The sequence below is a fragment of the Undibacterium sp. GW821-FHT07F11 genome, from assembly GCF_059418665.1.
In genome coordinates this window covers 340,329-364,203 of sequence record NZ_JBWKQH010000003.1, presented here as the reverse complement: position 1 = coordinate 364,203, position 23,875 = coordinate 340,329, and the positions used below count along the sequence as shown (strand labels likewise).

General features: G+C 48.7%; 24 protein-coding genes. 15 read left to right on the top strand and 9 right to left on the bottom strand.

Features of this window, described 5'->3' with window-relative positions; translation table 11 throughout:
- From AC07OI_RS08835 to bla, 6 genes are all read right to left on the bottom strand, one after another.
- On the bottom strand, window positions 1-966 hold the full coding sequence (locus AC07OI_RS08835) for a glycosyltransferase (RefSeq protein WP_495256952.1): 966 nt from the start codon (window positions 964-966) through the stop codon (window positions 1-3).
- 19 nt (window positions 967-985) lie between these two features.
- A complete protein-coding gene (locus tag AC07OI_RS08830) occupies window positions 986-2,113 on the bottom strand; it encodes a DegT/DnrJ/EryC1/StrS family aminotransferase (protein WP_495256951.1) in 1,128 nt (375 codons plus the stop codon).
- A 64-nt stretch (window positions 2,114-2,177) separates the two neighbouring features.
- Complete coding sequence (locus tag AC07OI_RS08825) at window positions 2,178-2,549, bottom strand: EamA family transporter (RefSeq protein WP_162041263.1); 372 nt, start codon at window positions 2,547-2,549, stop codon at window positions 2,178-2,180.
- Between the two features lie 6 nt (window positions 2,550-2,555).
- On the bottom strand, window positions 2,556-4,247 hold the full coding sequence (locus tag AC07OI_RS08820) for a glycosyltransferase family 39 protein (RefSeq protein WP_495256950.1): 1,692 nt from the start codon (window positions 4,245-4,247) through the stop codon (window positions 2,556-2,558).
- Entirely contained in the window at window positions 4,244-4,621 is a 378-nt protein-coding gene (locus AC07OI_RS08815) for an Mth938-like domain-containing protein (RefSeq protein ID WP_495256949.1), read from the bottom strand. The genes AC07OI_RS08820 and AC07OI_RS08815 overlap by 4 nt, the downstream gene beginning before the upstream one ends.
- Before the next feature lie 85 nt (window positions 4,622-4,706).
- A complete protein-coding gene (gene bla / locus AC07OI_RS08810) occupies window positions 4,707-5,618 on the bottom strand; it encodes a class A beta-lactamase (RefSeq protein WP_495256948.1) in 912 nt (303 codons plus the stop codon).
- Between the two features lie 345 nt (window positions 5,619-5,963).
- On the opposite strand from bla, the gene AC07OI_RS08805 reads away from it, so the two are divergent.
- The 3 genes from AC07OI_RS08805 (at window position 5,964) to AC07OI_RS08795 (ending at window position 9,859) form a co-directional block, all read left to right on the top strand.
- Window positions 5,964-7,193: a pyridoxal phosphate-dependent aminotransferase gene (locus tag AC07OI_RS08805; protein WP_495256947.1), complete on the top strand. Its 1,230-nt coding sequence runs from the start codon at window positions 5,964-5,966 to the stop codon at window positions 7,191-7,193.
- A 28-nt stretch (window positions 7,194-7,221) separates the two neighbouring features.
- A complete protein-coding gene (locus tag AC07OI_RS08800) occupies window positions 7,222-8,532 on the top strand; it encodes a homoserine dehydrogenase (RefSeq protein WP_492704441.1) in 1,311 nt (436 codons plus the stop codon).
- 85 nt (window positions 8,533-8,617) lie between these two features.
- Window positions 8,618-9,859, top strand: coding sequence for an MFS transporter (locus tag AC07OI_RS08795; RefSeq protein ID WP_495256946.1), 1,242 nt, complete (start codon window positions 8,618-8,620; stop codon window positions 9,857-9,859).
- A 34-nt stretch (window positions 9,860-9,893) separates the two neighbouring features.
- On the opposite strand, the gene AC07OI_RS08790 is transcribed toward AC07OI_RS08795, so the two are convergent.
- From AC07OI_RS08790 to ygfZ, 3 genes are read right to left on the bottom strand one after another with little or no spacing between them, the layout of a single operon-like run.
- Complete coding sequence (locus tag AC07OI_RS08790; RefSeq protein ID WP_495256945.1) at window positions 9,894-10,640, bottom strand: NRDE family protein; 747 nt, start codon at window positions 10,638-10,640, stop codon at window positions 9,894-9,896.
- Window positions 10,631-10,918 carry a DUF4936 family protein gene (locus AC07OI_RS08785; protein ID WP_495256944.1) on the bottom strand — a complete coding sequence of 96 codons (288 nt, stop codon included), beginning with the start codon at window positions 10,916-10,918 and terminating at the stop codon, window positions 10,631-10,633. The genes AC07OI_RS08790 and AC07OI_RS08785 overlap by 10 nt, the downstream gene beginning before the upstream one ends.
- 29 nt (window positions 10,919-10,947) lie before the next feature.
- The gene (gene ygfZ, locus AC07OI_RS08780) at window positions 10,948-11,988 is read right to left on the bottom strand and encodes a CAF17-like 4Fe-4S cluster assembly/insertion protein YgfZ (protein WP_495256943.1); all 1,041 of its coding nucleotides are present in this window, start codon (window positions 11,986-11,988) and stop codon (window positions 10,948-10,950) included.
- Window positions 11,989-12,128: 140 nt separating this feature from the next.
- Here ygfZ and mltG point away from each other — a divergent pair, with 140 nt between their 5' ends.
- The 12 genes from mltG to AC07OI_RS08720 all read left to right on the top strand — a co-directional run bounded on the left by mltG (window position 12,129) and on the right by AC07OI_RS08720 (window position 23,822).
- Window positions 12,129-13,115 (top strand): endolytic transglycosylase MltG, encoded by a 987-nt coding sequence (mltG, locus tag AC07OI_RS08775; RefSeq protein WP_495256942.1) that lies wholly within the window; start codon window positions 12,129-12,131, stop codon window positions 13,113-13,115.
- 27 nt (window positions 13,116-13,142) lie between these two features.
- Window positions 13,143-13,790 carry a dTMP kinase gene (gene tmk / locus AC07OI_RS08770; RefSeq protein WP_492704435.1) on the top strand — a complete coding sequence of 216 codons (648 nt, stop codon included), beginning with the start codon at window positions 13,143-13,145 and terminating at the stop codon, window positions 13,788-13,790.
- Entirely contained in the window at window positions 13,787-14,827 is a 1,041-nt protein-coding gene (holB, locus tag AC07OI_RS08765; RefSeq protein WP_495256941.1) for a DNA polymerase III subunit delta', read from the top strand. Before tmk ends, holB begins: the two co-directional genes overlap by 4 nt.
- Before the next feature lie 24 nt (window positions 14,828-14,851).
- The gene (locus AC07OI_RS08760; protein WP_492704433.1) at window positions 14,852-15,241 is read left to right on the top strand and encodes a PilZ domain-containing protein; all 390 of its coding nucleotides are present in this window, start codon (window positions 14,852-14,854) and stop codon (window positions 15,239-15,241) included.
- A gap of 5 nt (window positions 15,242-15,246) precedes the next feature.
- A complete protein-coding gene (locus AC07OI_RS08755; protein WP_492704571.1) occupies window positions 15,247-15,750 on the top strand; it encodes a GNAT family N-acetyltransferase in 504 nt (167 codons plus the stop codon).
- A gap of 107 nt (window positions 15,751-15,857) precedes the next feature.
- Window positions 15,858-16,763: a 23S rRNA (adenine(2030)-N(6))-methyltransferase RlmJ gene (locus AC07OI_RS08750; RefSeq protein ID WP_492704432.1), complete on the top strand. Its 906-nt coding sequence runs from the start codon at window positions 15,858-15,860 to the stop codon at window positions 16,761-16,763.
- A 266-nt stretch (window positions 16,764-17,029) separates the two neighbouring features.
- Window positions 17,030-18,682 carry a 3-(methylthio)propionyl-CoA ligase gene (locus AC07OI_RS08745; RefSeq protein WP_495256940.1) on the top strand — a complete coding sequence of 551 codons (1,653 nt, stop codon included), beginning with the start codon at window positions 17,030-17,032 and terminating at the stop codon, window positions 18,680-18,682.
- Window positions 18,683-18,786: 104 nt separating this feature from the next.
- A complete protein-coding gene (locus AC07OI_RS08740; protein WP_495256939.1) occupies window positions 18,787-20,022 on the top strand; it encodes a branched-chain amino acid ABC transporter substrate-binding protein in 1,236 nt (411 codons plus the stop codon).
- A gap of 94 nt (window positions 20,023-20,116) precedes the next feature.
- Window positions 20,117-21,064: a branched-chain amino acid ABC transporter permease gene (locus AC07OI_RS08735; RefSeq protein WP_495256938.1), complete on the top strand. Its 948-nt coding sequence runs from the start codon at window positions 20,117-20,119 to the stop codon at window positions 21,062-21,064.
- A 3-nt stretch (window positions 21,065-21,067) separates the two neighbouring features.
- Window positions 21,068-22,354, top strand: coding sequence for a branched-chain amino acid ABC transporter permease (locus tag AC07OI_RS08730; protein ID WP_495256937.1), 1,287 nt, complete (start codon window positions 21,068-21,070; stop codon window positions 22,352-22,354).
- Window positions 22,351-23,115 (top strand): ABC transporter ATP-binding protein, encoded by a 765-nt coding sequence (locus AC07OI_RS08725; RefSeq protein ID WP_492704427.1) that lies wholly within the window; start codon window positions 22,351-22,353, stop codon window positions 23,113-23,115. Before AC07OI_RS08730 ends, AC07OI_RS08725 begins: the two co-directional genes overlap by 4 nt.
- Window positions 23,112-23,822, top strand: coding sequence for an ABC transporter ATP-binding protein (locus tag AC07OI_RS08720; protein ID WP_492704426.1), 711 nt, complete (start codon window positions 23,112-23,114; stop codon window positions 23,820-23,822). The genes AC07OI_RS08725 and AC07OI_RS08720 overlap by 4 nt, the downstream gene beginning before the upstream one ends.
- Window positions 23,823-23,875 lie beyond the last annotated feature (53 nt).

Genomic DNA, 23,875 nt, shown 5'->3' with positions numbered 1-23,875 from the left:
TTAATTAACTTCAGGCAAATCCGGGGTGGATTGTTCCAATATGGTTTGCACCACATAACGCGGACGACCGCGTACTTGCTGGTAAATGCGGCCCACGTATTCACCCAGTAATCCTATACCAAACAGGATCACACCCATCAGGAAGAAGGCGATAGCAAACAGAGTGAACAGACCTTCTGCTTCTGCGCCCAGTGCAAAACGGCGTATCAACAAGAGCAATACCAGGCCACCAGATAGGATCGATAACGCCATACCCAGCATGGAGAACCATTGCAAAGGCATGATGGAAAAACCGGTCATCAAGTCAAAATTCAGACGTATCAGGCTATAAATCGAATATTTTGATTCGCCGGCAGAACGTTCTTCATGTTCAACGATGATTTCTGTTGGCTTGCGTGCAAAGGTATAAGCCAGGGCAGGGACGAAGGTATTCACTTCACTACACTGATTGATCAAATTGATCACGTTGCGACCATAGGCGCGCAGCATATTGCCTTGATCCGTGATCTTGATACGCGTGATCTTCTCACGGAAGCGGTTCATCGCCTTGGATGCATAGGTACGCCAGGCAGAATCCTGGCGCTTGCGGCGTATGGAGCCTACGTAATCATAGCCTTCACGCATTTTATCGACGAGGGCACCGATTTCTTCTGGCGGATTTTGCAAATCGGCATCCAGGGTAACGATGATTTCACCGCGCGTGGCTTCAAAACCAGCCAGAATAGCCATGTGCTGGCCATAATTGCCATTGAACAGCACTACCCGTGTGACGTCAGGGCGCAAGCGATACTGGTCAGCCAGCAAGGCAGGCGTGTTATCGCGGCTGCCATCGTTAACAAATACAATTTCATAGCTGACACCGCGTGCCGCCAGCGTATCAAGCGCCGGATACAGGCGTTCAAACAGCTTGGCAAGGCCAGCTTCTTCGTTATAGACGGGTATGACAACAGAGAGTTCGGGTTTCATTGGTATTGTTCTGCCGATTTCAGAGAAGGCAGGATTTTACCGCAGACACGACTCTTTCGACATCTTCTGTGTTCATGGATGGAAATAATGGCAAAGTAACAATCTGCTTGCCTATGCGTTCTGCAATGGGGAACATGCCATCGGTAAAGCCACGCTCGCGATACATGCTGAACAAATGGATGGCGCGATAGTGATAACCCAAGCCAATTTGCTGATCCAGCATTTGCTGCATGAAAGCCGCGCGATTAACGCTTTCTGGTAAGACCAGGTGGAACATATGCCAGTTGCTGTTTTCAAAGTCGGCAACGGGCAACTCTGCACCTGTCTTTTGTTCAAACTCAGTACCAAAGCTGGTGAAATAGTGCTTTGCCAGGGCCGCGCGTTTGGTATTGAACTCTGCCAGATGTTTCATTTGCCCCAGACCTATGGCAGCGGCAATATCGGTCATATTATATTTGCCACCGAGCACATCAACATCTATACCATCCAGCCCACTGCGCGTCACGCCTTGCAGTCTGTACTTTTCTGCCAGGTGTGCTTCTTCTGCGTTGTTCAACACCAGGCAACCACCTTCGCCTGTCATGATGTTTTTATTGACCTGGAAGCTGAATGAAGCAAAGTCGCCGAAAGAGCCTATGCGCTTGCCTTTCCAGCTGGAACCTATGGCTTGTGCGGCATCTTCAATGACGCGCAAATTGTATTTGTTGGCAATTGCATACAGCTTGTCCATATCGCAAGGCAGGCCGCACATGTGCACGGGGATGATCGCCTTGGTACGTGGTGTGATCACTGCTTCAACTTTGTCTAGGTCGATATTATGTGTTTTGGGATCAATGTCAGCAAACACAGGTGTCGCGCCAGTTTCTATAATGACATTGGCGGTTGCTACCCATGAATTTGGTGTGGTGATGACTTCATCGCCTGCGCCTATGCCAGCAATGCGCAGGGCAATTTCCATGGTGCAGGTGCCAGAATTGAAAGTGCGCACAGGGCGGCCGCCAAAATATTCAGACAATTGTGCTTCTAAAGCTTGCACTTTGGGACCACTGGTCAGCCAGCCAGAACGCAAGACTTCTGTGACGGCAGCGATGGTCTCTTCATCGATAGTTGGTTTGGTGAATGGCAGGAATTTGGATGTGTCACTCATGGTGAACCTTTCAATAAAACAAAGCTATTCTTATGGAATATAAGGTGTGTGCCAATGAATCAATTCAGCTTTTAACTAGCAAGGCCACACCAATGATGATGACGCCAATTGCCAGCATCCTTTGCATGGACATGACTTCACCCAGGAAATACCAGGCACCGATGGCATTGACGATATAGCCTAATGATAGCAACGGGTAAGCAATGCTGACGTCAACACGTGACAAACCTATGATCCAGACGACGACAGAGATGACGTAGCAAGTCAGGCCGCCGATGATGGGTAACTGTGTTGCCAGTTGCAAGCCCGTTGAAAACCAGTTCTCTGCAGTCAGATGAATCGCGCCAACTGCATTGGTACCTTTCTTGAGCAAAAGCTGGGCAACAGCATTGAGCATAATGCCTGTGAAGATAAAGCCAAAGGTATTGATATTCATAATTGTTTATTTGTTTTTATTAACCAGATTGGCAACGATGACGCGGCGCGGATCCTTGGCGATTATTCGCATGGGGAAGTCGGTTTTTTTCAAGTCTTCATAAATATCATTACGCAAGATGGCAACTGCAGCTTCGCCTTTGTCTTGATGCGTCTGCCATTTTTTGACGAAGTCTTCACGCTTGGGTATCCACAATTCTGGCTGCTGCTCCAGGCCAAACTGCATTTCGTCAGGGAACTCAACCAGTGTCGTGGTGCGCTCCAGATAAAACGGCAAGGCCTGTTCATAGCGGCCAACTGCATAGAAAGGTGTAGTCGGTGAGGTCAGTTCAGCCTTGATTGCAGGTATGTATTCGCTGCCCGCAATGTATTTTCCCCATGGATTATGTCCCAGAAAGGCAATTTGCCCGACGAGGTAACCACTGGCAGCCAGGCAAATGATGGCCCAGTCCTTTCCAGTGTCACCTTTGCGTGCCAGCAGCCAGGTGAGCACGCCACCAGCTATCGCCAGCGCTATAACACCGATTATCCATGGTGCATAAGCAGTGGCTAGCGCGTGGTCGAATGTATCTGCGGTATCCAGTTTCCCCAGATAAGTCGCCAGGCCAACTGCACCAGCTATGCCGACTATGACGAATAGAATACCGGCGACTTTTACTGGACGGTTATCCGTTTGTTCGAGGTGGCAGGCAATCAAAAGAGCCAATGCTGGAAAGATAGGCAGAATATATCCTGGTAACTTTGAGCCGGAAATACTGAAAAAGAAAAACAGGAAAGCGGCCCAGATAAATAGCATTTTCCTGGGTTGAAAGCCCGAGGTCTTTTCCCTGACACCAGACCATAAGCCTTGAAGTAAGACGCCTATCCATGGAACGATACCGACGAGTAGCAGGGGAATGAAGTAATGCCATGGTCCTCCGCGTTTGTGTACGGTGCTGGTAAAACGCTGAAAATGTTCGTGGATAAAGAAAAAGTGGGGATGCTCAGGGTTTTTTATGGCTATCAAGATAAACCAGGGAGCAGTGATGGCAAAAAACAGGATCAGGCCCTTGCCCATGTGCAGGCGTTTCCATAAACCCCAGTCGCGTGTTGCCAGGGTATATATGACCAATACCCCTCCTGGCAATACAAAACCGATCAATCCTTTTGACATCGTCGCCAATGCCATGCCTGCCCAGCAAACCAGCATGGCATTGCGCTCTGTCTTACTATTTGCATCAGCCATTTGAGCGACCAGCAAACCACACAAGGCCAGAGTCATCATGCCAGACAAGCCCATATCCAGGGAGTTGACGTGGCCCATGCCAGCCCACCAGAAACTTGAACCCAGTACCAGGGCAGCAATGATGCCAACGCGGCGGCTGAATATCTTGTTGCCGGTATAAGCCATAGCAGCAACGCCCAGCAAACCATTCAAGCCAGTCCACAAGCGCGCTTGCCAGTCACCCAGACCGAAGACGGCAAAGGTCAGGGCATTCATCCAGTTTTGCAGAGGAGGCTTTTCAAAATACTTGATGCCGTTCAGACGCAAGGTAATCCAGTCACCTGAGGCCAGCATTTCACGACCCATTTCGGCGTAACGACCTTCATCGGTTGGCACCAGAGTTCTTGCTCCCAGCATGTAAAACCAGACCAGCAGGAAGGCGATACTCAGCGCCCATAATGTACGCGGTGAATCGTAAGGAGAGGTCTTGTTCATGCAGTTTCCATAATCAGGGCAAGCGCAACCTTACGGCCTTCAGCCATCAGGATATTATAAGTACGACAGGCAGCCTGATTGTCCATGCACTCCACGCCTATACGTTTGGCAGCCAGTGCAGCGGTCAGTTTGGGATGAACGAAGCGCTGCTTGTTACCTGTGCCCAAAATGACAACATCGGGCACAGTAGCTTCGATTTGCGCAAAATCTTCAGCATTCAATTGCTCAAAACTGGTGGCCGACCATTGCTGCGGCTTGGTTTCCGGCAGCACGATCAGGCTGTGGGTATAAGTAATTGCATTAATTTCTACACTGTCTTTTTCATAAGCAGTGATGGTCTGGTATTGCTGCGTAGGAGTAGAGTGCAACTTCATCGATGTAGCTCAAGGGTTAAGACTGTAAAGAGGCGCATTGTAACGTTTTTTATCAGCTTCCATGGGATGCTTAAACGCTACGGGCCTATTTTTTTGACCATGCATCCCAGCCAACACGGGTAATTTTAGCGATAGTTAAATCACGGGATGCATGAGGTGCTTTGCTATCCGTTAGAAATACGGCCACTGCCATATGATGACCATTCGGCAAAGTAACAATGCCTACGTCATTATGGGCCGCAGTCAGGCTGCCATGAGTTGGCGAACTGCCAGCTTTGTGGATCACAGGTGTGCCAGCAGGTAGTAGAACCTTGATGCGGGCGACATTGGGATTGGGGGCGGTGTTTGAAGTGGATTTCAGGTCGGCTTCCTTGTCTGTCATCCATTTCAGTAATAATTCACTGCTTTTGGGACTCAAGGCTTTGCCTTGCTGCAAAGCCTGCAACAACTTGATCATGGCTTTGGGTGTGGCCGTGTTACGGTATTGCATGTTCCAGGATTTACCAATTTCTTTTTCTGTATCCAGGACTTTGATATCTTTTATGTCCAGTTGCGCCAGATATTGCATGACCGATGTTGGTCCGCCCAGTAAGCGCAGCAAGACATCAGTGGCTGTGCCATCATTATCGACAATCGCGTGATGCATCAATGCCTTGACAGTAATTTTGAAATTACCGTCCGGATGCTCGTCGCGTAGAGGGCTGGCTAGCTCTGCAGCCAGTAAATCCTCTTTACCGACAGTGACTTTTTGATCCAGCTGAAGTTTGTTTTTATCGACTGCAGCCAACACTGTCATAACGACGGGTAACTTGCTAACTCCCTGCATGGGAGCTGGGGTATCAGGCAATATCCACAAGCTTTGCCCGGTTTCCAAAACCAATAGACTTGCTCCCAGCCTGCCACCACTGTCCATGGCGATGGATTCAATCACATTTTGTGCAAAGGCAGCATTCATGCCAGCTATGCTGAACAACAGGGATAAAAATAGTTTTTTCATGACCGCTTCTACTGGTTGGTAATTACTCGATACAGTCCGCTTGATTCTTACTTGGTATTAGACTTGCAATATCCTTTTTCGTTCTTACTAATTTTGCTTGTTCAAGTCTATTAGGTTGTAAAACCATCATTTACGATACATGATGCGACTCTATTTGGGCAAATTTGCTCTGGAGTTCAGCTTTTGCCAAGTTCTGATTGATAAAATTCGGCGCATTGTGCAGAATGGAACGTTCGGCAGTGCAGCATTTCTGTATTGCAGCTTATCATGCGCTTGCATTCAATTTCGGCCTGGCTGGAAAACATGGATGCAGCCAACTCATGAATATTATCAAGGATTGCAGCGGTGCGACCCATACAAAAATCATTAAAACTAGCAGACGTTTGTTATGACATCCGTGGCCCCGTCATGGAAAAAGCCAAGCAGATGGAGGATGAAGGTCACAAGATCATCAAGCTCAATATCGGTAATCTGGCAGTTTTCAATTTTGATCCGCCGGATGAAATCGTGCAGGATATGATACGTAACATGCAAAATGCAGCCGGTTATACCGACTCCAAAGGCATGTTTGCGCCGCGCAAAGCGATTATGCATTACACCCAGGAAAAGCATATCCGAGGTGTGACCATAGAAGATATTTATATCGGCAATGGTGCTTCAGAACTGATCGTCATGGGCATGAATGCATTGCTCAATAGTGGTGATGAGGTATTAGTGCCAGCCCCTGATTACCCCTTGTGGACAGCGGCGGTGAGCCTGTCAGGCGGCAAACCTGTGCATTATGTCTGTGACGAAAGTGCAGACTGGATGCCGGATATTGACGATATCAAAAGCAAGGTCACGCCTAAAACCAAGGCCATCGTCGTCATCAATCCCAATAATCCTACAGGCGCCTTGTACCCAGTTGAGGTCTTGCAGCAGATAGTCGAAGTGGCGCGCCAGCATCAGCTCATCGTTTTTGCTGATGAAATTTACGACAAGACTTTGTATGATGGCGAATTGCACACCTCCATTGCTTCGCTGGCTGATGATGTGCTGTTCCTGACGCTGAACGGTCTTTCTAAAAACTATCGTTCTTGCGGTTATCGCGCTGGCTGGATGGTGGTATCCGGCGAAAAACGTCATGCCAAGGATTATATTGAAGGCTTGAATATGTTAGCCTCCATGCGTTTGTGCGCAAATGCACCGGGGCAGTTTGCAATCCAGACGGCACTCGGTGGCTACCAGAGTATTAATGATCTGGTTGGGCCAGGTGGACGCTTGCTCAAGCAACGCGATCTGGCGCACAAGCTGTTGACGGCAATTCCTGGTGTGACTTGCGTTAAACCCAAGGCTGCGCTGTATATGTTTCCCAAACTGGACCCCGTGATGTATCCCATCAAGGATGACCAGGAGTTTATCCACGAACTGCTGACCGAGCAGCGCGTGTTGTTGGTACAGGGAACGGGATTTAACTGGATCAATCCCGACCATTTCCGTGTCGTGTTCTTGCCCAATACGGATGATTTGACTGATGCTTTCGGGCGTATTGCTAGTTTCCTCGAAGCATATCGAAAGCGTCACGGCACCAATTAATTAATTTAATTTACTGTTTAGAAAACTTATGAAACCCATCAAAGTAGGCCTGTTAGGCATAGGCACCGTCGGCTCCGGCACTTTCAACGTTTTGAAGCGCAATCAATTAGAGATTACGCGTCGCGCAGGTCGCTCGATTGAGATTGCCATGGTGGCAGACCTGAATGTTGAGCGGGCACGAGAGTTGACCAATGGTGAATGTGAAGTCGTCAATGATGCCAATCTGGTGGTTACCAACCCGGATATCGATATCGTCATCGAATTGATAGGCGGTTATGGCATTGCCAAAGACCTGGTCATGAAAGCCATCGCCAATGGCAAGCATGTGGTGACGGCCAATAAGGCTTTGCTGGCAACACATGGCAATGAAATCTTCAAGGCGGCAGAAGAAAAAGGTGTCATGGTCGCATTTGAGGCTGCGGTTGCTGGTGGCATTCCCATTATCAAGGCCTTACGTGAAGGACTGACTGCTAATCGCATACAGTGGATTGCTGGCATCATCAATGGCACGACCAATTTCATCTTGTCTGAAATGCGTGACAAGGGGCTGGACTTTGCAACTGTGCTGAAACAGGCACAAGAGCTGGGTTATGCAGAAGCTGACCCTACCTTTGATATCGAAGGTGTCGATGCTGCACACAAAGCCACCATCATGGCGGCGATTGCCTATGGTATCCCCATGCAGTTTGATAAAGCCCATGTGGAGGGCATCACCAACTTGCAAGCCAGCGACATCCGCTATGCAGAAGAACTGGGTTATCGCATCAAATTGCTGGGTATCAGCAAACGTACTGAGGCTGGCATAGAACTACGCGTACATCCAACCCTGATTCCTGAAAAACGCCTGATCGCCAATGTCGAAGGTGCCATGAATGCGGTACTGGTACATGGCGACGCAGTCGGTGCGACCCTGTACTATGGCAAGGGTGCTGGCTCCGAGCCTACCGCGTCTGCAGTGATTGCCGATCTGGTTGATATCACGCGCCTGGCAACGGCTGATCCTGAGCATCGTGTACCTTACCTGGCCTTCCAGTCTAACTCCCTCAGTGATTTGCCGGTCTTGCCTATGGCAGAAATCGTCACCAGCTATTATCTGCGCATGCATGTGGCAGACAAGCCTGGTGTTTTGGCTGATGTCACGCGCATCCTGGCAGATTTGACGATCTCTATCGATGCCATGCTGCAAAAAGAACCGGCAGAAGGCGAAACGCAGACAGACATCATTATCCTCACGCATCAGACCAAGGAAAAAAATATCGTTGCAGCCATAGAAAAAATCGAAAAGCTCGATTCCGTCTTTGGTGCAGTGACGAAGTTACGCCTGGAAGAGCTGAGCTAAACCTTCAGACTTCAAACGAAAAAGCGCGGTCATGGAATAATGATCGCGCTTTTTTACTTTCTAAAGACAGCACAAACAGGATGATATGCCGCGCCTCTCACTCTCGCACTTGCTATCCTATGCCTTGTTTGGCTTCCCGCTGGCGATGGTGGCATTGCCCATCTATGTCTATGTGCCCCAATTTTATGCGGATCGATTTGGCATGTCTTTATCGGCCATAGGCACAGCACTATTGTTGACACGTATCATGGATGCCTTCATTGATCCTTTTATTGGTGCAGTGATAGACCGCAGGCCGCAAAGCCGTACTTACGCGCCGTATATCACTCTGGCATTGCCATTATTGATTGCTGGCTTCATTGGTCTGTTCCATCCTCCTCAGTTATCAGGCAATCCTGCTTTTCTCTGGTTCTTTGTCACGCTGGTGGTCGTGTATGCAGGATTTAGCCTGGCCAGTATTGCTTACCAGAGCTGGGGTGCGGCCCTGACGCAGGAACCTGGGCAAAGAATAAGACTGACCAGTGCACGTGAGGCATGTGGTTTGGCTGGTGTGATTGCGACAGCCATTATCATCCAGTTTGGCAATGTCACGATCTTGTCTGGCATGTTGAGTTTCAGCCTGCTGATGACAGCGTGGTTCCTGATACGCCAAACACCGCGAAAATCCGGTGTGACAGGCGCGACTCATGTGCCGCTGTCTTTGCGTCAGTTGTTTGCTAACCGTAGTTTCCGTGCCTTGTTTCTGGTATTTGTGGTTAACGGCATTGCCGCAGCGATACCGGCAACCTTGTTCCTGTTTTTCACTAAAGACCGTTTGCATCTGGCGCATTTATCCGGGGTTTTGTTGCTGATGTATTTTCTGGCGGCTGCCTTGTCCATGCCTTTATGGACCCGCTTGGCACAAAGAAAAGGAGAGGTCAAAGCATGGTTGTTAGCAATGTTTTTGTCCGTATTCAGTTTCGTTGGTGTACTTGCATTAGGTGTTGGTGATGCATGGGCCTTTTCCCTGATTTGCATTTTTTCAGGGATGAGTTTAGGTGCAGACCTGGCTTTGCCACCAGCCTTGCTGGCTGGAGTCATTCATGCTGCAGGGCATAGCGAAAAAAATGAAGCCAGTTATTTTGGCGTTTGGAACTGGGCCAGCAAGATGAACCTGGCGCTGGCCGCAGGCCTGGCATTGCCAGCCCTGGAGTACTTGGGCTATGTACCGGGTTTGGCCAGCGAGAGTGGCTTGCAGGCGTTGACATTGGCTTACGCCGCTTTACCTTGCATATTGAAATTGCTGGCAGCAGCCTTGCTGTGCAAAGCCAGGCTGGAAAAAGTATAAAGGTACAAAGTATGGACTGATTGTCCAAACCTACTTAGCGCAACAACTTTTCATCGAATTCTGCCGGATAGTCTTTATGGATTTTGACTACAGTAGAAACCCGCGTGCCGTAACTTGGTGACACTATGCATGGCGATGACAGCAGGCGCTCCATCTCAAATGAAACGCCGGTATCAGGCAGACGGCAATCTGGGGCAGGGGTGGTATTGGCCAATACTTCAAAATAGGCATCTACGGGTGCGCGTTGGCATATCATGCTGGCAAATTCTGCCTTGGTCCTGACAACTTTTGGCCAGGGCGTATCCAGAGACGCATTGGAAATACCATAAATACCCGGAGGCAGGGGCTGACCATTGCGTACATCATCCAGATTGCGGTTGGAAAACCAGATCAGGTCTTCCTTGTCGCCGATCAGTAAATTGAAGCCGTTATAGTCAGCAACAGTGTCGCGAATGCTGGCGATATACTCTTGCGCGCCCAAATCACTCTTGAGGTAATTCGCAACCAGTTCTCCACGCGATGGGGCATCTTCACGCTTTTCAGACGGTGCACGGATATTGGTAATGGCGGCAAATTTGCTGGTCAGGCTATCCGCCCCATTGAGTGTAGTCATACCCAACCAGGTGCCGCCCGATTGCAGGTCACGTCCAGCATATATGTTAGGGTAGTCCTGCCACCAGTCAGCGGCAGCCGCAGGCCGGTCATAAAATTCATCACGGTTGCCTGCAAACACGATAGGTGTGCAGGGTATCAGTTTCCAGGCAAAGACGATCAGGCACATAAGTCTACATCCACAAAATATTCCATATGTCGCTCACCAGACTGTAATTGCTGCAATCCGGTTTGCGCGTAAGCCAGCTCAAGACGCTGTTCAAAATCAGGCGCGACCTGATGATAAATCTCCATCCAGGTATGCATGCCATCCTGTTCTGCCGGACGTTTCTGCAAGCCGGGCCCCTGCTGATCAGCCTGACGCATCAGGTTTTGCAATAACCGTTCCTGCTGCAGTACTTCAGCTTCTTTGTCAGTGCTGGCCTTAAAATAGATATAGCAATTCATATGCCTGCTTTTGATTCTTTGTTGCGCGATTATTGTGTAATATCTGTTATCGCATACGGCAGAGGCAACAGCTCCATTGCAGCGCCAGTTGCCGAGCCTAACGTAAGTTGACCACTTTCCTGATCGGCCAGCTTCATTTCTATCAACACCAGCGAACTGTCTTCCTGATGTTGTTCTGCATTAACGATCATACCGCAGGGCTGGCTGACATCATCGCTATTAAATACTTCAGTTCCTGCTGCGACATCTGTCGCATGCACCAAGGCTATTGCCATGCGGCGCTTGAGTTTGCCCAGATATTGGCTGCGAGCGACTATTTCCTGCCCGGGGTAGCAGCCTTTTTTAAAGTTCACACCACCGATGAGTTCAAAATTGATCATCTGCGGGACAAACTTCTCTTGTGTGCTGGCGATGACGATGGCAATGCCAGCTTGAATTTCAGTCGCGCGCCAGCCGCTAGTGTTCACCGCCCGTAACTGGCTGCTTAATTTGGGCCAGGCTTGCTGGGCAACTTCCACCGGCGCTATCCATTGATAACGTGGTGTGTTGTTGGCATCCGCGACGCGCAGCAGGCTGCCATATTCGTTGCTCAGTTTTTGGTCGATCTTTGCTGGCAACTCTGGAAACCACGCTTGCAGTGCTAAGGGCGCAGCAGTGCCACCTAGCCCCAGAACGACGTATTCATCATTGATATCGTGCAATTTGGCTTTCGCCCGTAAAACAAACATTTGCAAACGTTTTTGCACGGTAGCTTGTATGGTTTTTGATAGCTGCAAGATAATATCCTGGCCATCTTTCCAATACACGAAACTGGCCAGCATACGTCCTTTGGGGGTGCAATAAGCAGCACGGCGCAGTTCGGCAGCACCCAGATGCTCTACATCATTGCTTAATTGATTATGCAAAAATGACGGGGCGTCTTCACCAGTAACCCTGATCAAGCCAAGATCGGTCAAAGGGGCAATAAATCCTGTCTGCAGGGCATCTGATTGCCAATGTGGGGCAAAACCGGTCGTATTCAGGTTTTCCACCGTGGCACCCTGGCTGGATAAAAAGTCTTCCCACATCATATTGTTATACTCACTCTTCTTTACTGATTCGCTTAATGTACGCGCTGGCTTTACAATACCGCCTGCACCTGTTCAGGCGAATTATAGTAGCGTCTGCAAAATCTCGTCAGAACTCCCTCAATTTTGATTAAGCTGCCTACATGGGTTTCATAAAAAAACTATTTGTATTGTTGATCCTGCTTGCGCTGGCCGTCGGTGGTGGCTTCTATTACTGGATGCAGCAAGCCATTTTTACTGAGGGTGAGGTCAAGGAATTCACCATCAGGCCAGGCAGTAGCGTGCGCGCATCTGCCCGTCAGGTGTATGAAGCTGGCATACCTGTCCAGCCTCTGATGTTTGAAGCACTGGCGCGTTTGATGGGTAAAGCGAACAGATTGAAAGCCGGTTCTTTTGAGATAGAAGCTGGCAAAACGCCCGTTGAATTGCTGAACAAGATCGTCAATGGCGATTTCTCGATGGCTAGCCTGGTAGTCATAGAAGGCTGGACATTCCAGCAAATGCGTAAGCTGGTAGATGCGCATCCTGCCATCAAGCATGAAACCCAGGGCTTGAGTGAAGCTGAGCTGATGCGCAAGATCACACCGGACTTTCCACAAGCGGAAGGTTTGTTTTTCCCGGATACCTATCGTTTCGCCAAGGGCAGCACAGACGTGCAACTGTATCAGCAGGCACATAGCCAGTTATTGAAAAAACTCGATGAGGTCTGGAAAAAACGCGCAGATGGCTTGCCTTACAAGAATCGCTATGAGGCTCTGACCATGGCTTCCATCATAGAAAAAGAGACAGGCCAAAAATCAGAACGCCCCATGATAGCCTCGGTTTTTGTCAATCGTCTGCGTACGGGCATGCTGCTACAAACTGATCCTACCGTCATTTACGGCATGGGTGAGCGCTATCAGGGCAAGATATACAAGCGTGATTTGCTGACGGATACGCCCTATAACACCTATACGCGAGTTGGTCTGCCGCCCACGCCGATTGCCTTGCCAGGCATGGAATCGATTTCCGCAGCTTTGGATCCGGCTCATAGCGATGCTTTATACTTCGTGGCGCGTGGTAATGGTACCAGCCAGTTTTCTGACAACTTGAACGACCATAATCGCGCAGTAAACAAGTATCAACGCTAATAAATATTTAGAAAACAGAATTAAAGAATGAAGCCCACAGGAAAATTTATCAGCTTTGAAGGCATAGACGGCGCAGGAAAATCCACCCACATCGCCTATGTGGCAGAGCGTTTGCAAAGCAAGTTGCAAGCAGCCGATGTAAAAGTGATTTGCAGCCGTGAGCCTGGTGGCACACCCCTGGGTGAAACTTTGCGCGAATTGCTATTAAAGCAAAAAATGCATCTGGAGACAGAAGCTCTGCTGATGTTCGCCGTCAGGCGTGAACACATTGCCCAAGTCATAGAACCAGCGTTGGCACGGGGCGACTGGGTCATTTCTGACCGTTTTACTGACGCCAGCTTTGCTTATCAGGGGGGCGGCAGGAATTTGTCGCTGGACAAGCTTAATGCCCTTGAGCAATGGGTGCACCCAAATTTGCAACCAGATCTGACTCTATTATTTGATGTGCCGCTGGAAGTGGCGCGCGCCCGTCTGGATGCTACGCGCGACCTGGACAAGTTTGAACAGGAAAAGGCAGACTTTTTTGCTGCCACACGCAATGAATACCTGCGCCGAGCTAATGAATTTCCTCAACGCTTCAGGATTATTGACTCCACACAAAGCATAGAGGCAATACGTTTGCAACTGGACGCATTGATCGATGACCTCTTGAGCTCTGCTCAGCAAGTGATATGACCCAGCACCCTTTGTATAGCTGGCAAGAGGACTCCTGGCAACAGATACAGGCTCTGGGACAACGCTTGCCTCATGCTTTTTTATTGCACGGACCCCAAGGCATAGGTAAAACTGTATTTGCCGAGCATCTGGCGCAATCACTACTTTGTGAAAGCCCGGGGCAGGGTGGGCACGCTTGTCAGCAATGTGGCTCTTGTGGCTGGTTTGCGCAATATAGCCATCCTGACTACCGCCGTGTCAGGCCAGAGTTGCTGGATGAAGAAGATGCACCAGTTGGTGATGAGACAGAAAGCACCACAAAAACCAGCAAGGCGAGCAAGGCACCTTCTAAAGAAATCGTCATCAACCAAATCCGGGCACTGTCGGATTTTATGAATATTTCTACTCATCGTAGCGGCCGGCGCGTCATCGTTCTGTATCCTGCCGAAGCGTTGAATGTGCCCGCAGCAAATGCGTTGCTTAAATCTTTGGAAGAGCCCAACGCCAATACGGTATTCATCCTGGTCTCAAACAGCATAGACAGGTTGTTGCCTACCATCTTGTCGCGTTGTCACAAGTTTGGCCTGGGCTTGCCGGATGCAGGGATTGCGCTGGAGTGGCTGCATAAACAGGGTATCAAGGATGCCGACGTCTGGCTGGCGCAGCAAGGTGGTGCGCCGCTGGCAGCATTTGACATGGCACATTCAGACTTGCGTGCTGACCTGGATGAATTTATACGCTTTTTGAGTAAGCCTGGTACGGAGTTGAGCCTTAAAACTGCCGACAAGATGCAAAAAATGGAAATGCCTGTCGTCGTCGGCTGGCTACAACGTTGGCTCTACGATATATTTTCCTATAAACAAAGTGGCAGAATCCGGTATCATCCTCGCTATGAGAGGGAGTTAAAGGCATTGTCCATGCAGGTTGATGAGTCTGCTTTGCAGCAATTCATCAAGAATTGCAATGAAAGACAGGCGATTGCCAGTCACCCTTTATCGGCCAAATTATTTTTGGAAGATATGCTGCTTGAATATTCCGCGTTATTCGGCACTATTTGATTAAAGAATTGCGAAAGCCAGAACATGTCAGATTTACCAGCAGATCCTAGTGCTCCGCTTAATATGCCTTCACCGAATCGTCCTTCGGTGTTATCGCTGGCAATTAAAGAAAAAGCTGCGCTGTTTGCAGCCTATATGCCATTTTTAAAAAATGGTGGTATTTTTGTGCCTACCAATAAAACTTATCGTCTGGGTGAAGAGATTTATCTCATTTTGACTTTGTTGGACGACCCGAATAAATACCCTATCGCTGGCAAGGTGGCCTGGATTACGCCAGCAGGCGCAGGCAATAACAAGTCGCAAGGTATAGGTGTGCATTTCCCTGAAGATGAAAGTGGCGTCCGCATACGCTTGCGTGTAGAGGAGTTGCTGGGTGCGGCAGTACGTTCTTCCCGGGCTACACATACAATTTAATGATGATGGCAGCCGAATTTACGCATAGACTGGCGCGGTTTGAAGATTTGCCGCAAATTGTCGCAATTTATAATTCCACAGTTGCCTCACGAATGGTGACTGCTGATACGGAACCTGTTACGGTAGAATCACGCCATGCCTGGTTTCAAGAGCATCATCCTGAGACACGCCCACTTTGGGTCTGCGAGCAGAACGGGCAAGTCATAGGTTGGCTGTCATTTTCGAATTTTTACGGCAGACCTGCTTATTCAGGCACTGCTGAATTGTCCATCTACTTGCACGAGGCTGCGCGTGGTCAGGGTCTGGGGCGTTATTTCCTGACGCAGGCCATTGCGTATGCACCTGAAATCAAGGTTCACACTTTGCTGGGCTTCATTTTTGGTCATAATGTGCCTAGTTTGAAGTTATTTGCTGCATTTGACTTTGCGACCTGGGCAAATATGCCGAAGGTAGCAACGCTGGACGGCATAGAGCGCGATTTGATCATACTTGGCAAACGGGTAGGGTAGATTAACTGGCTAAATAAATTAGCCCCTCACTACCTCTCGCCGCTTGCTACCATTTTCGGGCGACTTGCCAGCGGCAGGTCGCCTATTCATTTTTGAAAGATTTTATTATGCTGAGCTACCGCCACGGCTTTCATGCCGGTAATCATGCCGACGTCCTGAAACATTTTGTCCTGATTCAATTGCTTGAATACCTTGGGCAAAAAGACACTGCCTATACCTATATAGACACGCATGCAGGCGCTGGTTTGTATGCGCTTGACAGTGGTTATGCAAGCAAAAACGCTGAATTTGAAACCGGTATCGGTCCTTTGTGGGACAGAAAAGATATTCCTGAGTCTTTTGCTGCCTATATGGATTTGATCAAAGGCCTCAATCCCAGTGGAAAAATGCGCTACTACCCAGGTTCACCTTACTGCGCCAATATTGTCATGCGCGAGCAGGATCGCCTGCGCCTGTTTGAATTGCATCCTAGCGAAATCAAAATACTGAGCGAAAACTTCCGCAAGCTTGATAACCATGCAGCAGAGCAGGGCCAGCGTCAGACCGTCAGAGGCAAGCGCGTCATCATTTCTGCTGGCGATGGCTTTGAAAGCTTGAAGGCTTTGCTACCGCCGCCATCCCGTCGTGGCATGGTGCTGATAGATCCCCCTTATGAAGTCAAGGATGATTACCGACGCGTTAAGGTGTCTCTCGAAGATGGCTTGAAACGTTTCCCTACCGGTACCTTTGCTGTCTGGTATCCGGTACTGCAACGTCAGGAATCCCGTTCCCTGCCGGAAAAACTCAAGCGTCTGCAGGCAAATAGCTGGCTGAATGTCACCCTGTCCATCAGTGGCCCTTCGCCAGATGGTTTTGGTTTGCATAGCAGCGGCATGTTCATCCTTAATCCTCCATGGACCTTGCTGGCTACCTTAAAAGAAGTCATGCCCTATCTGGTCAAAGTACTGGGAAAAGATGCAAAAGCAGGTTTCGTACTTGAGTCGGGAGAAGCGGGCTCAACGGGTAAGCGTTAAGAAGGCGGTCGGCTAAGAGAGTCAGGCTCTTTTTTCGACACAAAGTAAATTTGTTGAATGTTGCGATGCGGAAGAGCTTATCTTCCGCATTTTTTGTTTGTGGAACGACTAAAACCAGGGTGATGAAAGAGTAGTCCTTTGTGCGTTGCGGAAAAAATACTGATTGACGGATTAGTACGGTCGTACAAAAATCGACAAAGAATAATATTCAGCAATTTGAGCAATTACCAAAGTAATCAATAAAGCTGCACATTTCAGGAGAACAAATGTCGTCATATGTGAAGAGTCCCTTGATGGGGCAAATGATGAGCAAGCCCATGCTTATTTCCAGCCTTATCGAACATGCTGACCGTTATTTTGGAAAGAATGAAATTGTTTCTCGCCGGGTCGAAGGCGATATCCACCGTTATAACTATAGTGAATGCCACAAGCGTTCAAAACAGCTGGCGAATGCTTTCGCCAAACTCGGCGTACAACTGGGTGACCGTATTGCTACCCTGGCCTGGAATGGTTATCGCCATCTGGAAGCTTACTACGCCGTCTCTGGTTCTGGTGCTGTCTTGCATACGATTAACCCCAGGCTGCATCCTGAGCAGATTGCCTATATCGCCAATCATGCAGAAGACCAGTATCTGCTGTTTGACATGACCTTCCTGCCGATAGTGCAAGCGATAGCGGCACATTGCCCGGGCATTAAAGGCTATATCATGATGTGCGACCGGGATAAATTGCCAACAGATGGCAAAGTCCCGAATCTGATGGCCTATGAAGATTTGATCGAAGCCAATAGTGACGATTTCGTCTGGCCGGTTTTTGATGAAAACTCTGCCTCCAGCCTTTGCTATACATCCGGCACGACGGGTAACCCTAAAGGTGCCTTGTATTCCCACCGTTCTACCATCCTGCATTCTTATGGTTCTTCCTTGCCAGATGGCTTGAATGTGTCGGCACGTGATTCTGTTTTGCCAGTGGTCCCGATGTTCCATGTGAATGCTTGGGGCCTGCCTTATTCTGCTCCACTGAATGGTGCCAAACTGGTTTTCCCAGGTCCACATCTGGATGGCAAATCTCTCTACGAATTATTCGAACAGGAAAAGGTTACCTTCTCTGCTGGTGTGCCTACGGTCTGGCTGGGCTTGCTGACCTATGTAGCACAAAATAATCTCAAGTTCTCGACCTTCAAACGCACAGTGATTGGTGGCTCTGCCTGCCCACCTGCCATGATGAAAACCTTGCGCCACACTTATGGCGTGGAAGTGGTGCACGCCTGGGGCATGACAGAAATGTCGCCATTGGGCACAGCTGGTACTTTGATGGCCAAGCACACTGACCTGGCTGAAGAAGAGAAGCAAACCATACTTCAGAAGCAAGGTCATGTCTTGTACGGCGTTGATATGAAGATCGTTGATGATGCTGGCACGGAATTGCCATGGGATGGCAAAACCTATGGCAATTTACTGGTCAAGGGACCCTGGATTATCAACAGTTATTACAAGAATGAAGGTGGTGATGTCCTTGAAGATGGCTGGTTCCCTACCGGTGACGTGGCTACCATAGATACTGATGGTTACATGCAGATTACTGATCGCAGCAAGGATGTTGTCAAATCTGGGGGGGAGTGGATAGGTACGATAGATCTGGAAAATGTGGCTGTTTCTCATCCTGCCATCTTGCAAGCGGCTTGTATTGGTGTATTCCATCCCAAGTGGGATGAACGTCCACTACTGTTGGCAGTCAAGAAACCGGGAGCAGAAGTCACCAGAGAAGAATTACTGCAATTTTTTGATGGCAAGGTTGCGAAGTGGTGGTTGCCTGATGATGTGGTTTTCATAGAGAGCCTGCCGTTAGGGGCCACAGGAAAAATTTTGAAAAATAAACTGAGGGAGCAATTCAAGGAATATAAACTACCAACTGCATAAGAAGTGCAGAACCTGGTCTGGGTATGAATAGTCAAGGTTCTGGAAGTAGCGACAAAACGAAAAAAATCTAGATTCCAAACAATGAGAATACCGGAGAGAGACAAATGAAATTTCCTTTACGTGCCAGCCTTGCTGCAGTCGCCTTAATCTTCGCCGTACCCGCAGTGATGGCTGATACCATCAAGATTGCCTACATCGATCCACTGTCAGGTGCTTTTGCGCCAGTTGGGCAAAATATTCTGAATTCCTATCAGTACATCGCTGATAAGGCCAATGCCGAAAAATGGGCTGGCGAACACAAATTCGAAGTTGTCGGTTTTGATAATAAAGGCAGCCCGCAAGAGTCGCTGAATGTATTGAAAACGGTCATTGATAAAGGCTTTCGCTACATCACGCAAGGTAATGGCTCTGGCGTAGGCCTGGCTTTGCTGGATGCCGTCAACAAACACAATGAGCGTAATCCTGGCAAAGAAATTGTTTATCTGAACCATGCTGCGGTCGATCCTGATATGACCAACAGCAAGTGCAGCTTCTGGCATTTCCGCTTTGATTCAAATTCGGACATGAAAATGGAAGCGCTGACGACCTTCATGGCAGCAGATAAGAATATCAAGAAGGTTTATATCATTGGTCAGAACTACTCGTTTGGCCATCAGGTAACACGTGCAGCCAAAGAGTATTTGGCACGCAAGCGTCCTGATATACAAATTGTTGGTGATGACCTTCATCCGATTGGCCAGGTGAAAGATTTTTCTCCTTACGTAGCAAAAATCAAAGCTTCCGGTGCAGACACTGTCATTACTGGTAACTGGGGGGCAGATTTGGCTCTGCTGATCAAGTCTGCCAAAGATGCAGATCTGAAATCCAACTTTTATACTTATTACGCATCAACTACTGGTGTCCCCACTGCTATGGGCGCTTCTGGTATAGACCGCGTTAAATACGTCGGTTATTGGAATGCGAATAACGAAACCTTCGCTGGCAAAGACATTGTCGAAGGGTTCAAAGCCAAATTTAAGGATGATTATTATTCAATGGCGACTTATTCTGTGCTCGCAGGTATGTCCCAGGCAGTCAAGCAAGCCAAGTCCATTGATCCGGTCAAGGTTGCATTTGCGCTGGAAGGCTTGAACTTCAAGAGCCTGAACGGTGACGATAATATGCGCAAGGTTGATCATCAGATTCAACAGCCTCTGTATATCGCTACCTGGGTGAAAACCAACGGTAAAGATGTCAAATTTGATCAGGAAAATACCGGCATGGGTTGGAAAACCAATCAGAAGATAGATGCATTTGTCGCATCGCAGCCATCTTCTTGCCAGATGAAACGACCAGGCTAATCCTATAAAAAAAGAGAGTCGCTTTATGCGTACTCTCTTTTTTTACCTATAAATAGTACGATCGTTCAAGAATTTTCTGAAAAGGATCTTTGCTGTGGAATTCACACTGATCACTTTGCTGAATGGTGTCAGTTACGGATTGCTGTTGTTCATGCTTTCATCCGGACTGACGCTGATTTTCAGCATGATGGGCGTACTCAATTTCGCCCACGCCAGTTTTTACATGCTGGGTGCTTATTTTGCCTATGCCATCAGCATCAAGATAGGCTTTTGGCCAGCTTTGTTTTTAGCGCCGCTGCTAGTAGGTTTGCTGGGGGCCATGGTCGAACGTTATGGTCTACGCTCCGTGCATAAATACGGGCATATACCTGAGTTATTGTTCACCTTCGGGCTTTCCTATGTGATCGTGGAATTGGTGCAATTGATCTGGGGCAGGTCTACCGTGCCTTATCCTATCCCTGCATCACTGGATGGCCCCTTGTTTACCTTGTACACAACGACTTTCCCTATCTACCGCGGTTTCATGATGCTGGTGGCACTGGTGATGCTGGCTTCGATTTACCTGTTGCTGACACGTACCCGTATCGGCCTGGTAATACAGGCTGCTCTTACTCATCCTGATACTGTGGAAGCTCTGGGTCACAATGTTCCCCGCGTCTTCATGCTGGTATTTGGTGGTGGCTGCGCGTTGGCGGGCCTTGCCGGTGTTGTCGGTGGCAATGCCTTTGTCACTGAACCTGGAATGGCAGCAACCCTGGGAAGCATTATTTTCGTGGTGGTGGTGGTGGGAGGTATGGGTTCACTGGCGGGTGCTTTTGTGGCATCGCTGTTAATCGGTGTTCTGCAGACATTTGCCGTCGCACTGGATTATTCCTTTGTCACCGTGTTTGCCAAACTAGGCATGATCATCAATGCCACTGCGCCTGGTTATGCCTTGTTGAGCCTGACGATTGCCCAGATCGCGCCTATCTTGCCTTATCTCTTATTGGTACTCATCCTGATTTTCAGGCCCAGAGGTTTACTCGGCACACGTGAAGGATAAAAGATGAGCAAACCTTTAGTATTCAAACCTATCAATCTGGCACGCTGGATAATCTGGAGCGGTTTTGCCATCCTGCTTGTCCTCGCACCGATGATATTTAATACCGGCGGATCATTGTCTTTGCTCTCGCAAATGGGCACTTTGATGATTTTCGGTCTTTCCTACAACATGCTGTTGGGGCAGGGTGGGATGCTGTCATTCGGTCATGCTGTTTATTCTGGCCTGGGGGCGTTCTTCGCCATTCATGCGATGAATCTCGTGACAGCGGGCAGCCTGATCTTCCCGATTACGCTGATTCCTTTGATCGGTGGTGTTGCCGGCATGTTCTTTGGTGTTCTGTTTGGCTATGTTACGACTAAAAAATCGGGCACGACCTTTTCCATGATTACCCTGGGTATGGTGGAGCTGGTATTTGCCTGTTCGCTGATGTTCCCCAGTTTTTTTGGTGGTGAAGGTGGTATTTCTACCAATCGTGTCATTGGTCAATCTTTCCTCGGAATTACTTATGGCCCGCAAATTCAGGTGTATTACCTGATCGCCTTGTGGTTATTCATCAGTACCATAGGCATGTATGCATTTACGCAAACCCCTTTGGGGCGCATCGTCAATGCTGTGCGGGACAATCCTGAGCGCGTCGAGTTCATCGGTTACGACACGCAATGGGTGCGTTATCTGACGTTGATTTTGTCTGCTTTTTTTGCGGGTATTGCAGGTGGTCTGTCAGCCATTAACTTTGAAATTGTGACTGCTGAAAATGTCAGCGCCATACGCTCGGGTGCAGTGTTGCTATTTACCTTTATTGGTGGTGTCGGCTTTTTCTTTGGCCCTATGATAGGAGCGATACTGGGTGTCTTCCTGACTGTCATGTTGTCGGACCTGACCAAGGCCTGGCAATTATATCTGGGTGTATTCTTTATCCTGATTGTCATGTATGCACCGGGTGGTATAGCCAGTATCATCATGATGAATTTGCGCGTGGCTAAATTTGGTTTATTTAAACGGGTGTGGCCAAGCATGTGGAAACTTGTGCTGGCAGCAGCAATAACGACAGCCGGTGTCATATTGGCAGTGGAGATGCTGTATCAACGCACGCTGGAATCTACCCAAAGCGCTGTTATAGAAATGTTTGGTGTTTCCATAGATACTGCCAGCAGCAGTTGGTGGGCAATGACAATCATTGTTATAGGCATAGGTGTTTTTGCCTGCGCCAAACTCAAAGGTGGTTTTGCTGAACACTGGGGCGAAGTCAATACTGAAATCGAAGAACAAATGCGGAGGGCGCAAGCATGACAGGCTTTTCGCTTGAATTAAAAGATGTACGCAAATCCTTTGGCAGTGCAGAAATTATCAAGGGGGCTAATTTGCAGGTGCCCAAAGGCGAGCGCTTTGCCATTATTGGCCCCAATGGTGCCGGCAAGTCCACGCTGTTTAATTTGATTTCTGGTCGTTTTCCTCTTAGCTCTGGAGATATTCTGCTTAATGGCGAGAGCATTACGGACCTGCAGCCATATGAAATCAACCGCCGCGGCTTGTCACGCAGTTTTCAGATTACAAATATTTTTCATCGCCTGTCTGTGTATGAAAACCTGCGCTGCGCAGTATTGTGGTCGCTGGGATATAAGTACTCGTTCTGGCATAGGCTAAATGGCTTGAAGGATGCGCATGAAAGGGCAGAGGCCGTATTGGAACAAATTGGTCTCAAGCGCAGGCGTAATGTCATAGCTGGTTTGCTGACGTATGCAGAGCAACGTGCACTGGAAATCGGTATCACCATCGCTGGCGGCGCTGATGTGATTTTGTTGGACGAACCTACTGCGGGTATGAGCCGTTCTGAATCTGATGCGGCGGTAGAACTGATACGCAAAGTCACTGTCGGTAAATCTCTGTTAATGGTGGAACATGATATGAGCGTGGTGTTTGGGCTGGCCGATAAAATTGCCGTGGTCGTATATGGTGAAGTGATTGCCTGCGATACCCCGGCCAATATCCGCAATAACCAAAAAGTCAAAGACGCCTATCTGGGTGGTCATGCACCAGTGGAGGTTGAATGAGCTTACTCACGATTAAAAATCTCAATGCCTACTATGGAAAAAGCCATGTCTTGCATGGCGTGGACATGCAGGTCAATGCCGGCGAAATTGTCAGTCTGCTGGGGCGTAACGGTGTCGGTCGCTCAACCACTGTCAAGGCGACTATGGGGCAGGTGAATGCGACAGGTTCCATCCTGTTCAAGGGGGAAGAAATCATCGGCCTGAAAGCCTTCCAGATTGCCCATAAGGGCTTGGGCTATGTACCTGAAAACCGGGATATCTTCCCCACTTTGACTGTTGAGCAAAACTTGATGCTGGGTGAGAAATCTGGTCGCTCCAAAGACAGCAAACCACGCTGGAGCATAGAGGATATGTACCAGATGTTTCCGCGCTTACGTGAACGCAGGAACACTCAGGCAGGTGTGATGTCAGGTGGCGAACAGCAAATGCTGACCTTGTGCCGCACCTTGATGGGTGACCCTGACCTGATCATGATTGATGAACCAACAGAAGGCCTGGCACCAAAGATTGTCGAACTGGTAGCAGAATATCTGAAGGAGTTAAAGAATCGTGGCATATCAGTCTTGCTGGTAGAGCAAAAACTGGCCATCGCTTTGGAAATCTCGCAACGGGTATATGTGATGGGGCATGGCAGTATCGTTTTTGAAGGCACACCAGCTGATCTGCGTGCCAACGAAAACATCCGTAAAGAATGGCTGGAGGTTTAGCACTAGCAGCAGACAGTGAGAGCAACTCTGTATGCATGTCTGGTGTGATCAAG